Raw genomic sequence first — 16,514 nt, forward strand, 5'->3', positions numbered from 1 at the left:
TGTGCCGGTGATAAAAATGCTAGTGAGAAGTTCATTCATTGAATGATTACAGCCACCATAATAATCGAAGATATCTATTACAAACCTATATTCGTAATGCTATATGTGTGGATCGGGGGTATCGTCTACAGACGGATGAATTAGTTAAGCACGAAACGGCCGTGATTTATTTATTTGAGTAGCTGTCCAATCTTCACAGTGAGCGAAAAAACTCAGATCAGATTTATTCATTCGCAATGACAATCAAACCCAGAATGGTCACTCACAAATGTTCCTAGTTGGCCGAATTGACAGTGGCACTCAGCCTAGCTAACAGTATCTGATCCGCCGAGAAGAACCATAATTACTTTTGAACGAATATGTTAAACGCCGAACGAGGAATTCGTACTGGTTCTACCCACCCGTATGAAATACTATGAATAAACTTATATGGATAATGATTAAATTGGTAGCGAGTGGATAGTCACATGGCACCAAGGGACACGGACGATGGAAGCGGTATCACTCGACGAAGCTGGCTGAAACTACTCGGTATCAGTGTTGGCACAGCGAGCAGTGGAAACACGCTCAGCGGTACCGCAACGGCCTCAGATTCGTCAACATCAATCGGTAGTTGGCCGTTCGATAGGGGAACTGGAGATCGCGTCACTGAAACGGTCGGTGGATATTCAAAACACGTCGCGTACAAGAGTGATGACGACCCGCTGTGGTTCAACGGGGCGGCCAGACATAGCCTCCTCTTCGACGGGTACACCTCGTGGGCGAGTTGGGCACCGTCTGAGCTTGTGGCAGAGTTCAATCAGGAATCACCGACATTGACAGTAGCGACGTGGATTGCGCCCCGCTCTCACGGTTCCGAATCACCGCATATCGACCCAATCATCGAAAAATGTGACCGAGGAGCACATTCCGGGTTCACCTTCGGAGTCGACGACTTCGGATACTGGACGTTCCAAGTCGGAACGGGGGACGAATGGCACGAGGTGTGGGTGGAGAGCAGTGAGACGGTTGATGTCTACAAGTGGAACCATCTCGTCGGCGTTTTCGACGGAGATTCGGGGTCGCTTCGTCTCTATAAAAACGGGGCGCTCGTTGCCGAAACAACGACACCAACCGGTACGATAACTCCGGCGGCTGTTCCGCTCAAAGTGGGTCGAAACGCACAGATGGATTATATCGGTGAAGACGGGGACGGTAAGATATGGAAACAGAACATGTTCAACGGCGCGGTCAGCGAGATCGAAACCTACGCCACGGCCCTGAGCAGTGCAGACGTGAGCAAGAAATATGATTCCGAGGAGGACGGTATGCCCGCAACGGGGTATCAGGAGCTAACGGTCAACCCCGCTCAGTACGACGACGATTCGTTCCGCCCGGAGTATCACGCGATCGCTCCGACTCACTGGATGAACGAGCCACATGCCCCGCTGTACTTCGACGGGAAGTACCACCTGTTCTACCAGCACAACCCAAAGGGATCGTACTGGAGACAGATCCACTGGGGTCACTGGGTGAGCGACGATATGGTCCACTGGAATCCGGTCGAAGAAGCGCTTCGACCCGAGGAAGGTATCGACCCAGCCGGCTGTTGGTCGGGCGACGCCACTATCGACGCAGATGGATACCCGAGACTGCTCTACACGGCGGGCGTCACCGAAGGCACCGACGACCAAGCGATTGCGACGGCCGCATCGACTTACCCCACCGACAGCGACTCAACGCTCACTAACTGGAACAAAGAAGGAGTTGTCATGCAGCAGCCCGACGACCCTGGCCTCCGGAAGAACCAGTTCCGAGACCCCCACGTCTGGCAGGAGAACGGGAAGTGGTACTGTCTGGTCGGGTCTGGACTGAAAAACGACAACGGTGGAACTGTGCTTGCGTTCCGCTCGACGGACTGCATCAACTGGAGTTACGAAGGCCGAGCGCTCCAGTTAGACGATCCCTCAGCCTATCCATACCTCGGAGACGCGTGGGAGCTTCCCGTGTTACTTCCTGTCGGAACGGACGGTTCCGGCGTTGAAAAACACATCCTCTGTATCAATCCACAGGGCGGCGATACGGAGGTATTCTACTGGATCGGCGAATGGGATGCGGGCACGTGCAGTTTCACCCGCGACCACATGGAGCCACGTCTCATCGACGAGGGTAATTCACACTTCACGGGGCCGAGCGGGTTCGTCGATCCGCACACGGGCCGGTCTATTCTTTTCACGATTGCACAAGATTACCGGAGAGAACAACTGTGGCACGACTCGGGCTGGGCGCACAACACAGGGATGCCGATAGAGTTGGCGCTACGCGACGACGGACAGTTAGGTATCGCGCCAATTCGAGAGATGAAATCAGCTCGCTCGGAGAAATGCTTGGAAATGAAAGATGCACAGCCCAGCCTCGTCAATGACGCACTGAAGAACCTCACTGCAGATACGGTGGAGTTGAAACTGGAGATTGAATCACACGGGGCTTCGAAGTATGGCATCTATTCGCACCACTCGCCCGATGGTGAAGAAAAGACGCGCTGTTACTACGACGAAGAGACTGGAGAGATCAAAACGGACCGTACAGAAACCAGTTTAGACGAGACGTTGATGGCCGCAGAGCGCGACCGAAGCACGCTGACGACCGCGGGACCGGTCGACATCGGCAATGAACCGCTACGACTCCACGTGTATATCGACAAGTCGCTGATCGAATGCTACGTCAACGAACTGAAGAGCGTGACGACGCGCGCATATCCCTCTCGCGGGGACTCCACGGAGTTGCGACTCTATCATGATGGTGATATCACTGTCCGGTCGATAGAGATCTGGGAGATGGAAGACATTCAAAACGGAACGCCGAGCGACGAGCAATATCGGCCGGGCTATCACTTCTCGCCGGAGAGCGGGTGGATGAACGATCCAAACGGATTGGTCTACCAAGATGGGATATACCACCTCTTCTACCAGGCAGGCGAAACACACCGCCGCTGGGACCATGCGACGAGTCGTGACTTAGTCAATTGGACTGAACAGGGAACGAAAATTCCGGATACGAACTCCATTCAGGCTTACTCGGGCGGTGCAGTCGTCGACAAAATTGACACAGCAGGGTTCGGTAGCAATGCCATCGTCTGTATGTACACGGGGCACCACGATGACACCGGAATCGAAGACCAGCGTCTCGCCTACAGCACTGACAACGGCGAAACGTTCACGAAGTTCAGTGGAAACCCGGTCTTAGACGAAGAAACGACGAACTGGCGAGATCCGAACCCGTTTTGGTATGAACCGACGTCGAACTGGCGCATGGTCGTCGCCCGTGTTGAGGCCAGCGGGCCCACACGACCGGCCGGCATCGAGATTTACGAATCTGACGACCTGAAGCAGTGGACCTACTTGACCACGTACGAATCAGGGGGAGCGAGGTGGGAGTGCCCCGACCTCTACAAGCTACCAGTCGAGAACACTGGTGAAGCTCGTTGGGTGATGACCATCTCTGTCGACGCAGACCACGTCGAACATCACATCGGCCACTTCGACGGAGTTGCGTTTACTGTCGAAAATTCAGTCTATGCTGATTCTGGGCGGGACTTCTATGCCGCACAGACGTGGGCGAACGAGCCAGCGACGGACTCCCGCTTGGGGCTCGCCTGGATGAGCCACTGGGACTACGCTCCAAACACACCAGAGGATGGGTGGAAAGGCGTGCAGTCGTTCCCCCGTCGACTCACTCTCCGGGATACTGGCAACGAAATTATCCCCATCCAGCGACCCGATGAAGCGATTAAATCAGCGCGCGACGGCACGCTGGCTGAACTCGATACTGAACCGCTCTCCTCGACGGCAGACCCGCTCGCCGGAACAGATGTACAGGGAGAGATGTTCGAACTGCGCACGAGCATTGACCCCGGAGATGCTGATTCCGTGACGCTCAAGCTACGGAAGGGAATGACACAGGAGACGCGAGTGACGTACGACGTCGAGATGGAAGAACTGATCGTCGACCGAAACGACGCTGGATCGTTCTTCGGTGAGACGTCGAAAGACAGTGCGAGCCACCCGCTATCGACGCGGAGCAACGGAACTATCGAACTCCGCGTACTCGTCGACCGGAGTTCGGTGACGACGTTCGCTAATGGCGGCGAACAAACGATGACGAACCGAATCTATCCGGACGAGCGGAGCGTCCACGCGTCGATGACGGCAAGCGGTGGGACCGCAACGGTTGAGACTCTCACCGCGTGGGACTATTCGCCACGTCTCGTCGACGGGGGAGTCTATCGTATCGAGAACCGACTGTCCGGGAAAGTACTCGAAGTGAGAGACGGAGAGACTGGGAACGGTGCGGCAGTCCAACAGCGGCGCTGGGAGGGCAGTGACAATCAACGGTGGGTGGTTCGCGAAGTTACGAGCGGAGTCTATCGCATCGAGAACCTCACCAGCGGCGACGTCCTAGACATCGAAGACGCGTCCACGAACGACGGGTCGCACGCGATGCAGTGGGAGTGGTGGGGAGGTGACAATCAGCGATGGACAATTGATAGTACGGAAGGGAACTACCGCCGAATACGAAACGTCAACAGCGGGAAAGTGCTGGACATCGAGGACGCAGCTACCACGGAGGGAGCGCGAGCGATGCAGTGGGAGTGGTGGGGAGGAAAGAATCAGAAGTGGCGGTTCAAGCGACTCAGTTGAAAGGCACGCGCTGAAGAAAACAGTACGGTCAGCACACCGATGGCAGGAGAGAATAATCTACCAAATGAAGTTTTCAGAACGTCGAGGATTTTCCGTCGGGTCGAAAGCCAAGACGACCGTCGTCTTGGGAGGATGAGCTCGTCTGGGTGCTACCTGTTGTGTGTCCAGCCGGCCCCGTAGTAGTAGTCTTGTAAATATAACACAATGATAGTTGGGATAAAATTGATTCTGGGCGTCGAATTGTATGAACGGTATGACGCTGATCTGACTGCTACGGTTCTCGATCGTCTCTCGAAAAAACACGACCTCCAGACATAATATTTCACGTTGATAGTTGCAGCCATCTAGTCGTAGCCTACCGATTAGAAGTGGATAGGTGACTCGACTCTGTCGAGTTGAATCGTATCGAACGATGGGGTTCATACCTCAAAATTCGAGTTGGCCGCGTCAATAATTCCAGAGTGAGTAGTCACGGTGACGTCCACAAGTAGTTCATTAAAGTTGTGCAATACTATAACATCCAATGATTTCATCACGCGGTCAATGGACGAACGACAGTTGAGAAAGTCCAAGAACCGAATGTAGTCAGTTATTAGATGATTCGTCAGACACACCACTATTGCCAATAAAACCAGCAGACGTAAACGAGATTAATCTTACTGGCAACGATGGTCTGTTTCAGATATATCGGATACCAATATACTGTTGGAATCTACATCAACAGGTGAAACTGGCAACAGTGGACAGGTTATTGGCAACACTGGCAACGGGGGTCACCCTCAGAACAAAGAGACCAGTGGCTCTGTTGTCATCCTTCAATTTCGACACTACAGAGAGTCACTCTTCCACGGGTTTCAGCGAAAGTTGTTAGAAACTCACTCCTCAGTAAATCGCCAGGCGCGAAGCGGAATTTAACAGAGTCGAATTAATCTAACGTCCCGTTCTTTTTTGCGAGTTCACGGATGCCTTCTAAATGCCCAAACTCACTCTCCAGTGCATCCAACGCCGAGGACAACGAGACATCCAAATCGTACTCGTTGTAGTTCCCTCGACCACCACTCGAATCAACCAACTGCAACACACCGTGGAGATTCAAATCCGACAGGTGGTCGTGCACACGCCGACGCTTCAACGGCTCTTGCCCATTCTTTCTCGCAACCTTCTGGTACCGGCGATAGATTGCCTTTGTTCGTTCGGGCGTTTCTCCTCGGGCCGCCAGCTGACAGACCGTCAATAACACATGCTGCCCATGCTGTGTCAACGAATGCATCCCTTCAACGACCTGCTGGCGCTGAATCTGGAACTCCCCCTCACGGACGTGTTCCTCTGTTACAAACGCGTCCCCACCTGCCCGCGCTTCTGACTCCGCAATATCGACTGCCTTCCGCAACAGTCGAAGTGCCTGCCGGGCGGATCCAGAGTCTCGTGCTGAAAACGCGGCACACAACGGAATCACATCATCTTCCAACACATCATCATACAACGCAATCTCTGCTCGCTCGCGGAGAATATTCTGGAGTTCACCAGCATCGTATGGCGGGAACAAAATCTCTTCCTCGCAAAGTGTGTCCTTAACTTTCGGAGAGAGATTATCGCGGAATTTGAAGTCGTTACTGATACCGATGACGCCCAACTTCACGTCCAGGTCCAATTGTGAGCGTGCCCGCGGGAGTTCGTACAGAATATCATCATCTGACCCGATATTGTCGATCTCGTCGAGGACCACCAATACAGTCCCTCCAATATCTTCTAAGTCAGCATAGAGTTCACGAAACACGCGCTTTTGTTGATATCCAGTCTCACTGATTGGCACCCGTGAAGACGACACATTTGTCAGTGGGTGATTTGGCTCTCGAATCTCGTTCACGAGGTTCACCGCAACCTGGTACGACGTGTTGCAGCCAGTACAGTTCAGTTCGATAATATTCACGTCAACGTCGTCGTACTGGTCAGCCGATTCCTGAAGTTCTTTGAGTAGATCGTGTGTGGCCGCAGTCTTCCCGACACCGGTGACCCCATACAGAAACACGTTATTCGGCTGCCATCCTTGGATTACCGGTCGGAGAGCTGCCGCGTATTCGTCGAGTTCCGCGTCTCGTTCCTCAAGAGTCTCAGGCTGGTAGTCGTCTCGCAACACGTCGTTGTCTCGAATAATGAATGACTCCCGAGTGAACCGGCCCATGGATTGGACGATGTTGCTATATGTTATAAAACCACGGGTGCCAGTATGACCAGTAACTACACCCCCGTTGCCAGTACCGCCAATATCACGGTGGCTTATAAAAGACACTCTCTCCACCATTGCCAGTATTCTCTCGTAGATGAGGACCGAAGTCCAAAATGAGGTAATTAACAGAGCTACCGAACTATATCTACAGCTGTACTTTACTAAATCTTTTCTAGTGCGGGTTTGGTTTAACTACTATTAATATAAATCTATCGCTTAACTAGTACTGGTACGAGTAGTCTTCTACTCGTTCGAGTGGCTTTACTGGCAAAAGTGGTGTGTGTGTGTTACTTAAAACGGGCGAATACTGGCAGTACTGGCAACGGGGGTCTCCCGAGAACAAACCTTTAACGAATCTGCCCTTGATCTCGGGAGTTCCCATGCTTACGCCACCTTTACTGGCAATAGTGGACTGGTTATTGGCAGTACTGGCAACACCGGTATCTCAGATTACTACCATATTGAGGTGGTTCGCGGGACACGAGAATTCCGGCCCTTGCGGTATGGGGAAGCGCAGTTGTCGAGGGAATCCTTGGAATGCTGAACCCCCGCCGATTCGCCGTGGCAACGATTACGGGTTCTTCGGATACGCTGTCGCCGGGATGACGTGGGCAATCCTCGGGGTGAGTGCGGTCGTGTTGGGAGTTGTTGCACACACGCTCGTGGAGTAAGACCTGCGGTGAGGATACTTAGACTACCGAGTATATGAGGAGAGTGTCGTCTGTTACGATAGCCTATTGGACATTCCATAGTGCCGTGTCGAACGCAGTCAGATTGCGGATGTGACGGAACGGTCCGGACTGATCGAACGCCATCTGGACGTCTCCTCGATTTCACTAGCACAGCGCGGTAACAATCTAACCCATACACTCTGCTGTCTCGATACTGCCGACATAGCTGTCTTCAAGCTCGGTAAGCAACCCGTTAGCGTCTGATCTTGTCAGTTCGGGGGAGGTCGCGGAAAGCCAGCCGGTTTACAGTCTGGACGAGGGGTGTGTCTCCATCGAAACCATCTGCAGGGGAAGAGCAGTTTTCACTCTCAGTCACTTCATTCATTGCCGCGAGAGAGCGTGACCTCTTCCTAGAAGTTGCAAAGACGATGGAGCGGGCATTCGACAAGGCTCAAGTGGAGGCGTAAGTATGCCACGAGGAATGGTTGAGCGGTTCGAGAATCTATCAGACGAAGGGGACGATGGGAACACTAAGGCCGAAGAGGAAGCTGCAGCGACGTCGTCAAAAACAGAAGCAGAAACTCGAGGGTGTCACGCTGGAGAAGAACAAACACTTCTATCGTGGGATCTTCGAGGTGGCGTTTGGCGAACACCAAGAGAAAACGAAAGAGAAGATTCGGGACTCGCAAAGCAAGACGCCAATCAGTGAATCACTGATTCACGGAGTGTCGTATCTATATCAGGTCACAACTTCACTTTCGACTCGTTAACGGTGGCCAATCGACATTTTGTGATTGATTCAGACGTTAACCAACAGAATCACGAGCTCGGTGATTTTGTTGGTTAAGAAATCGAGAGTTTGACTCGAATTTCTGAACCGGAAGGGGAAAATTGTGGGAACACACACCCCTCGTCAAGAGTGAAAACGATTGAAAGGGTGAGGGGTGTTATCCACAAGAAACAGAGGTCGAAAAGACAGAACACGGACGAACCCACGGAGAGAGTCGCTAAGACTGAGATTGACGGCGAAATAAGAGGAAAGTAGATGAGTAGTTCTTCACGAGGCCCAGACGAATACTAATTCGTCTCTTTTGTTGTGGAGAATATAGTTAGTGAGCTATTCGAACCAATAAGATATAAATCTTCTAGATAATACTAAGAATTCTGATGGATGTGCGTTCTAGTTGATTCCCCGGAAGCTCGATGCGTGTGTTTCCGTCTCTCTTCCTGTGATTCGTGTCGTTTGCAGGCGATTCAGTCGTGCAATTCTCATCTTGCTACCCGGATCTTCTCGTGCTGTTTCACTCTGGACGAGGGGTGGGTGGGTGTCTTTACGTCGTGACTTTTATATGATTATTCTCTCGATGCCCCAAACTCTCGACACCCTCAAGATTGGTGCAGAATACAGGTCAACAGCTGTGTTTTGTGTCGATGGCTACGACTGAAAACAGGAAGCATCTCCTCGAACTTCTGTTCAACCGAATAACGAACCTCGCGACTGTTTTCACTCTGGACGAGGGGTGTGTGCCGTGCGTCAGACGTCTTCGTGTCTGCTCAATGTTTGACGTCTGTGCTCTGATTGAGTTACACTCTTGATGTGGGGTGTGCATTTTCGAGCCCAGCGGAAGATTAGTGGTAATTCACTCGGGACGAGGGGTGGTCAAATATTGGTTTCTGTCCGCTATACAGTCTTGGTGAGGGGTGTTTTATCGTCCAAATCACTTGCACGGGAAGGACGCCTTTCACTCTGGATTATCCCGTCTATTTTACCGACTGACATTGGACGCTCTAGGCAGTAGATCCTAGTCATGGGCCGATTTACACTCTTGTTGGGGTGGGAGAATAATTAAGTAGCCAGGTTGCGCGGTATCTGGTATCGATGGCTGATGACCCGTCGCAACTCTCTGACTTCAACGACCGGTACGAAGACCCGGCTGAGGATCCGCTGTTCAATATTGATGGAGACGACCCTGACCGGGTCGACATTTTCACTCGCAAGGAACTCCTGAAGGTTGGTCACGTCCCGGAAAGTGCCCGAATCGTCGGCCGTGACGAAGAAATCAAAGACATCGCTGCTGAACTCAGGCCGATCGTTCAAAATGACCCGCCTAACAACGTCATGATCTACGGCAAGACAGGGACGGGCAAGTCGCTGGTTGCTCGCCATGTCACAGAACGTGCCCGTCGAGCCGCAGAGTCAAATGGGGTTTCGGTCGGGACTGTCTACGTCGACTGTGCACAGCACAATACTCAGACCCGTGTTGCCCGAACAGTGACACGGGAGCTCAACAAGACCGAAAAAACTGACTTCGACGTCCCACGCGCGGGGATTGGCAGTGGGGAATATTACGACTACCTCTGGGAGATATTGAATCTCGCCTACGATGCTGTTGTCATCATTCTCGACGAGGTTGATCGTCTCAACGACGACGATATTCTGATGCAGCTCTCACGAGCCCGTGAATCTGGGAAAGCCGATTGTCACCTGGGTGTTATTGCGGTGAGTAACAAAATCGAGTATCGGGACCAGTTGAACGAGCGTGTCAAGTCAAGTCTTCGTGAAGAAGAGTTCGTCTTCCAACCCTACGACGCGAATCAACTCCGTGGGATAATGAAGCACCGCCGTGACGCGTTCCACGACGACGTTCTCTCTGACGACGTCATCCCGCTAACTGCGGCACTCGCCGCACAGGAACATGGCGACGCCAGGAAGGCAATCGAGATTCTCCGACACGCGGGCGAACTCGCTGAGCGAGAAAATGCCAACCAGGTCGTCGCAGAGCACGTTCGCGATGCTCAAGAATGGGCAGAGGTTGACCGATTCGAGGAGTTACTTCGTGGATCGACGACTCAGGTCAAGTTCATTCTCTACTCACTTGCATTGTTGACCGAGGAGAGCTCGAACGAAGACGAATTCTCGACAAGCCGTATCTACAAGCGCTACCAGAACACTGCTGAGACGGTCGATGCGAAGGTTCTGAGCGAACACCGCGTCTATGAACTGCTGAAGGAGCAGGCATTCCTCGGCGTCGTGGAATCGACCCGGACGGGCGGTGGCCGGGGAGAGGGGAGCTACCTGGAGCATCGACTGGTGCAGGATACCGGTATTGTGCTAAAATCCGTGCTCCGCGATAGCCGACTAGAAGATCTCGCGTAGTTTCCGTTTTCCCCGACTACGCACCCCTGGCCACGAGTGTAAGTTCTGACTTGTTCAGTCTGGTAACCCACACCCCGTGTGCAAAGTGTAAATATGCGAAATTCATGCGCGAGAGCGTTTAATGAGCAGTTGGGGTTCTCCATTATTCATCTTGTACACGGGGTGTCTCCCCTCTCAAATTGTCACCCGATTCATCTCTCACACGGGGCCCATCAATGATGAGAAAATTCACTTCGCACACGGGGTGTGGTGTCTTTCGACCCATGGAAGTCCTTCCTACTCATTGGGGTTGACTGGGCCTTTATACTTAGATTTGATTTTGTCACCTTCTCGCCACTGCCAGTAGTAGTAGCGATTGTCGTTGATCTCTTTGATCGTAATCGTCGCCTTCGTGGGGACATCATCTGGAAGGTCATCCGACCGTTCTTCGAGTTCCCCTTCCGGTGGCTCTTCCTCGAGACGAGCCTCACGCTCCTTGTGTTCGGCCAACTCTTCGGCATAGTGAGCAACGTCCCGAAGGCGGTTCTGCCCCAACTCGTTGAGGGCGTTGACGACTTCCGTGGGGAGATTCGTCGGCGGCGTCGGTGGTTCGTAGGACATCGGCAGCTGCCTCGTGTTAACCAACACAAGGGCTAATCAAAAATTTTGTTGGTTAAACAGCTGATGCCGACTTCCCGTTTTCCTTTGGTTGTAACGCTACTCGAAGTTGGTATATCAACAAGTTTCGCGCTACGTTACAACGTACTTCGATGAGTCAACTAACATTCGACGCAAGCCTAGACTTCCTCGTGGACCAGTAGCACCAGTTCGTCACTCTGGACGAACAACTTCGTCGCACGAATAGCACTCAGCGAAAACGCCAGTTGACCCATCGCCATCTTCGAACTCAATTATCGACTGGTATGCCTCAATCTCTCCGCCGCAATCAGGACATCGACCAAGCGCCGTCGAATCACTCGTCATGGGGGATTGTGGAGACGCATGTGACACAGTCTGTCTCCAGTAGTGTCCACACGATGCCACAGCAAAGTTGTTTGGTCGATTCGAGTGTCGCCGAGAATAATTGGTGAACCATCGGGATACTTGCACCTCAGACTTCCAAGAACTGTGGGCTACACGTTATTGGTTATTTCATCTAACCCAAACAGCTGCAAGTCGTCCCGCTTTGCAACTGCTTCTCGGACAGTTTGGGTCGCCCCGCTCCGAGTAATTCGGTCGAGAATGGCGATTCCGTTCCTCGTCACGGGAGTTCTTCGGTCACGTCAACAAGGTCGTCTTCAGTCCACCATCGGTACAGTCGACCTTCCTGTTCGAACAGTTCGAAGACGCCGTCCTGCATCCATCCGAACGGATGTTCCTCGTCTTCATACTCCCGCTTGAGGACGTGGCTCTTCGAGAAGTATTCAGTCGTGCCAACGAGTAGTCCCTGTTCGACAAGGAAGTCGCTCGGGTCCTTCTCGGCGACACCAACGAGATACGTTACGATATCGGCGATCAGGCAGAACTTCTGGATGCTATTATCCCACTCGCCCCGAATATCGACCATCCGGAAGGCGTACGCGTCAGTGCGTCGGTTGAGACGGTCAACTACGAGGTTCAGCCGACGAATCGGTTCCCGGTCGTAGTTCCCGAGTACGAAGTACGAACGGTCGTTCTCGTAGACAGGTGTCAACTCGCTCAGTGCGTGGAGGATTTCTTCGTTATCCGCCAGTGAGATCTCTTCCTCATCGAGTTGCTCCTTCGCACTCGTGAGGACCTCTTCAGGGACGGGCGACTCTTCATCGGGCATATATGGGTTCTCTCTCGGACGAGTAATACGGTTTATGAAGTAATTCACCCATTCAGATTTATTTTGGTTTACCTCAGAGTGATTTACTCAAGGGTAAACTACTTTGCGTCAGAGTGTGAACTGTGATGTATGAGTACCGATCTGGGAACCGCTGGTGGAGAGAGGTCCCGTGAACTCATCCATTTCGTCACCCAACAGACGCGGTTCGCGCTCGTCAATAATATCCTCCAGCATCCCAAGCAGCTGCCTTCAATGTACGAACTTGAGGAGCTCAACCCCAGCGTCAGCGATGCCACCGTCTACAAGCACATCCAGAAGTTGATTGACGCTGGCATCGTCAAACAAGTCGCACTTGACGACGACCAGCGCCGACAGGGCTATCCCTGGAAGTTCTACGGCCTGACTGAGGACGGTCGAACATTCCTTGAGGAACACAATCTGCTCGCCGCTGAGGAGACGCTCCAGCAGATCTACGCGACCATCTCCAACAAGCCCGAGAAGATGGTCAAGTATGAGAACGCGCCCCGTCCAGAACAGCAGTAGTCAAGCTACTCCTGTGCAGCGACCTCGGTATCGTCAGTCCCAACGCCAAGGTCGTACTCTACGTGGATATCGCTGTACCAGACGACCGGCCGCTTTGATCGGCCATCCTGCTCAAATTCGACAAGTTCGAGTTCTGCGAGGTCGTTGATAGCGTTCGAGACGTTCTTGATGTCACGATCGACGAGCTGCGCGAGTTCGCGGAGACTCTGCGGCTCTTTGCGGGCAGTAGTCCGGATGAGCTTGAGATTATTCTCGCTTAGAACACGTGCAAGTGCAGCCTCGTCTGGAAGTGAGACGCCAGTGTGGTCATCAGTCAGTTCACCAGCGTCGGCTTTCGCTGCGGCTTCGAGTGCACGGTCGAAGAACTCGTCGTTCGATTCGACACGGACGGTGAGTGTGTTTTCGGTCATGGTTTGTGGTGGAGCTGATTCCTACTGGTATTCCGGTGCGTTTCTACAGGCAGAACAGCTGAACCGTTCTGTGAAATTGAGTTCCGCTGCATCTTGAATCTCCCCGACAATCTCGCAGAGAGCTTTAGGCCAAGAAGTAGGCGTTCCCACCTGACAACGGCCATTGATTCGGATACTGAGTCGTCTTTGTCTATCAACAATCTCCTTGCTGAATTAACTCGCCACTCTGCGGATACTCTGTCAGACACACCACTCTTGCCAGTAAAAACTAGTATCCCTCAACGACCTCAGATTCATCGCACTTCTATTGGGAGAACGCGTCGATCGAGACGTTCCAGCGTCCAAAGAGTACTTTGGAACAACTACTCCGGCAAGTCTATTACTCCCCGTTACATACTATTACATATGCCCGTTGATTTCGAAAACTACCAGCCATCGGATCTTCCAGGACCGAATACGAATGGACGGACCATTCTTCGCTTCCTCGCAGCGACTCCAGAAACAGGCTATCGAGCAGGTGAGATTACTGAGGCGCTCGACATCCCACGAGGAAGTGTTGGGACGACGCTCAGCAGACTCCATAATCAGGGGTTTGTGCGTCATAAGGGCGAGTATTGGGCGATCAATCCCGACGCCTACGATGCACATACTGCGAGCTTGATTGGTTTAGTTGCCGTGAGCGAGCAGTTTGAGGGCGATTACTACGACGAGGATCCGGACTGGGATGCCAATCTCCCAGATCTTGATGAGTATGAAGATGCAGACACTAGTACAGAGTGAACCACCTCGGGGTCAAGCTCCGAGGCACTCGGGTTGATACCTGAACTGCGATTGCGCTGCCGCCCTTCGTTACGACGGCTCGAGTCTACTAACAAGCCCCACGGGTCCAGTTGGGATCACTAACAACGAACGGTGTGTACAACACGAGAGCTACTGTCTGCTTGGTCCAGTTTGAAAAGCGAGCAGATTGTGCGTGGTTTGGGTTGTGATCTTCCCATCTAGAGGGCTGACGTTTTAGCCAGGCAAGTATTTATACGACAGAAGAATCAAGATTAGGTTGACCAATGAGTCTTGATGAAGCGGTTGACGAAGCGCTCGCGACGTACAACATGTCGCGCAGCGAAGAGGCCGAGGAAACGGGCCGAACAGTCGCCACGCTCCAAGACTAACAGAACCGTTTAGTTGAGGTTCCGAATCTTTTCAGCGAACGCTGTTTTCGATAGTCCTGGCGTTTCCTTCAGCTCTGGATAGCCTGCGCGTTCGGCGGCCTCCTCGACGAACTCAATCCAGAGCTCTTCGTGTTGCTCCGCGTAGATGACCTTCGCTTCACTCGGGTACATATCCAGCTCGTATGCAGTCAGGTCGATTTCTACCGCGTGTTTCCGCTCAAGCGTTCTCGCGCCGAAGCGGTACAAGTGCTTGAAGAGGACGTTCTTCCGCCGAACGGTCAATAGCCGCTTCGATTCGTTGATGTACTCATTCACCCACTCCCGCCAGTCGTACGACTCCGGATCGACTTCTATGGACGTTTCCGGCATAGAGAAGTCAGGACTCAGGCGCCGGAGGTAGAACTGAACTAATGCGACAGCAGTCCGGTGGTTGGCGTTCGGAAGTGCGTGTTTCAGAATCAGGTTCGAGGCGAGTCGGCCTGCAACGGCTGTTGCTGACCCTTCCCACGACGTCTGATCAAGCACGTCCGGCAGCGCGTCGACGTCGATCTTCTTGTACGCCTCGACAGGAACACCTTCTTCCTCCTCGTTCTGAGCGATGAGAGCACGGTAGATCTCGAGCAGCCGAACGACGATGGTTCTGTTGTCCTCGCTCATCTTCGCGAGTGACGCTTTGAGATCGAAGTCGATCTCACGAACGGGGCCACCATCGACACGGGACGTGTAGACGACGTAGAACGCTTCGTCAATCTCGTACTTCTGGACCTTCACAGCGACGTCGTCGTCGTAGTCAACGATATGCGAGACGACTTCAGCAGGGATGTGTTGAAAGGGATTGGCGCAGCCTCTGCGTCAGCAGTAACAGTCGGAGTAATCCTTTCTTCGGTTGCCGCCGCTGACTTCCCGACGTCTAGTTCACAGGAACCGACGTGGGCTGTCGGAAAGCACAACAAAAAACCCGGCTCTGTTGAATTCCTCTCGCCGTCTTGCGATTTGTTAAGAGACTAGTCACTGTGATCCACGGAAACTAGCCAGAAAGAGCGCACTCTCCAATGTCAACGCTGAAGGATTTCAACAGAGCCATTCTACACTAGCAAAATTTTTATGACAATAAACCCGAATTAAAACGGGGCGATGGGTCGAGTGGGTAGAACCCACTTGACCGACGAAACTCCGAAAGGCGACAAAGCAGCAGAGGAACAGAGTCCCTCCAGCTCTGAAGCCACAGAGCCCGGGATGTTCGGCCGCCGTGACGTCCTGAAGGGAACCGATACAGTGTGCAACAATCCCGATAAAATCAGAGTCTACTGTGAAACAGCCGCTAAATGGAGAGGAGACCCACGACTCGACAACGACTTACTGGCTTCAGCCACAGAAAAACTAGATTTCGCTGGGAGAACCACTGACTTAGATGCTTACTCAGCATCCCCAATAGCAGTGAAACTACCTTTTCGTAGCTGCTTCAATCTCTATCTGTTCGGCCATTTCCTGAGGTATTTCTCCGGTCGAGTACCCAACGAAGGTACCCGAGTGGAACGATGACAACTGGATACCCCCATATCGGGAGGAGATGAATCACTCCAAAATATTCGAGAATAGCCAAGAGAACAACAACAAACCCGATTACCTGAATGGTTCGTCCAGCGAGTGTTTCAGATACAATCGAGGCCATATGATTTCACTATGCCGACTCTCCCTAAAAAGGAATGAGTTCGATAAGTCACACTATCAACAAACTAAAAAATCGTCCTCTACGGCACCGTCTAGTTAAGGGGTGAACAGGTCGAAGAGCTAGTTTCCTATGCTGCTCAAAGACCTGCTCAAAGAGAGTTTAGACACTGCTACGCTTGAATGTTGGCAGAGGGAGCA

General features: G+C 52.6%; 9 protein-coding genes. 4 read left to right on the plus strand and 5 right to left on the minus strand.

The window, feature by feature from the left end:
* The first annotated feature begins 467 nt into the window (after positions 1–467).
* Positions 468–4,679, plus strand: a complete 4,212-nt coding sequence (locus tag NKF06_RS05455) for a GH32 C-terminal domain-containing protein (RefSeq protein ID WP_253244765.1) — start codon at positions 468–470, stop codon at positions 4,677–4,679.
* A gap of 925 nt (positions 4,680–5,604) precedes the next feature.
* Here NKF06_RS05455 and NKF06_RS05460 read toward each other — a convergent pair.
* Positions 5,605–6,861: an orc1/cdc6 family replication initiation protein gene (locus NKF06_RS05460; protein WP_253244766.1), complete on the minus strand. Its 1,257-nt coding sequence runs from the start codon at positions 6,859–6,861 to the stop codon at positions 5,605–5,607.
* Positions 6,862–9,456: 2,595 nt separating this feature from the next.
* Between NKF06_RS05460 and NKF06_RS05465 the strand changes: the two genes are divergently transcribed.
* The gene (locus NKF06_RS05465) at positions 9,457–10,734 is read left to right on the plus strand and encodes an orc1/cdc6 family replication initiation protein (RefSeq protein ID WP_253244767.1); all 1,278 of its coding nucleotides are present in this window, start codon (positions 9,457–9,459) and stop codon (positions 10,732–10,734) included.
* A gap of 276 nt (positions 10,735–11,010) precedes the next feature.
* On the opposite strand, the gene NKF06_RS05470 is transcribed toward NKF06_RS05465, so the two are convergent.
* Together NKF06_RS05470 and NKF06_RS05475 are read right to left on the minus strand one after the other, a co-directional pair.
* Positions 11,011–11,334, minus strand: a complete 324-nt coding sequence (locus NKF06_RS05470) for a hypothetical protein (protein ID WP_253244768.1) — start codon at positions 11,332–11,334, stop codon at positions 11,011–11,013.
* A 640-nt stretch (positions 11,335–11,974) separates the two neighbouring features.
* Complete coding sequence (locus tag NKF06_RS05475) at positions 11,975–12,523, minus strand: hypothetical protein (protein WP_253244769.1); 549 nt, start codon at positions 12,521–12,523, stop codon at positions 11,975–11,977.
* 129 nt (positions 12,524–12,652) lie between these two features.
* Here NKF06_RS05475 and NKF06_RS05480 point away from each other — a divergent pair, with 129 nt between their 5' ends.
* Positions 12,653–13,066 (plus strand): MarR family transcriptional regulator, encoded by a 414-nt coding sequence (locus NKF06_RS05480; RefSeq protein ID WP_253244770.1) that lies wholly within the window; start codon positions 12,653–12,655, stop codon positions 13,064–13,066.
* Between the two features lie 5 nt (positions 13,067–13,071).
* Here the strand turns inward: NKF06_RS05480 and NKF06_RS05485 are convergent, their stop codons facing one another.
* Positions 13,072–13,476, minus strand: a complete 405-nt coding sequence (locus NKF06_RS05485; RefSeq protein ID WP_253244771.1) for a hypothetical protein — start codon at positions 13,474–13,476, stop codon at positions 13,072–13,074.
* A gap of 405 nt (positions 13,477–13,881) precedes the next feature.
* Here NKF06_RS05485 and NKF06_RS05490 point away from each other — a divergent pair, with 405 nt between their 5' ends.
* The gene (locus NKF06_RS05490) at positions 13,882–14,256 is read left to right on the plus strand and encodes a helix-turn-helix domain-containing protein (protein WP_253244772.1); all 375 of its coding nucleotides are present in this window, start codon (positions 13,882–13,884) and stop codon (positions 14,254–14,256) included.
* Positions 14,257–14,654: 398 nt separating this feature from the next.
* Here the strand turns inward: NKF06_RS05490 and NKF06_RS05495 are convergent, their stop codons facing one another.
* A complete protein-coding gene (locus NKF06_RS05495) occupies positions 14,655–15,416 on the minus strand; it encodes a hypothetical protein (protein ID WP_253244773.1) in 762 nt (253 codons plus the stop codon).
* Between the last annotated feature and the right edge of the window lie 1,098 nt (positions 15,417–16,514).

It is taken from the genome of Haloferax sp. AB510 (assembly GCF_024136985.1).
In the GTDB taxonomy this organism is placed as follows: domain Archaea; phylum Halobacteriota; class Halobacteria; order Halobacteriales; family Haloferacaceae; genus Haloferax.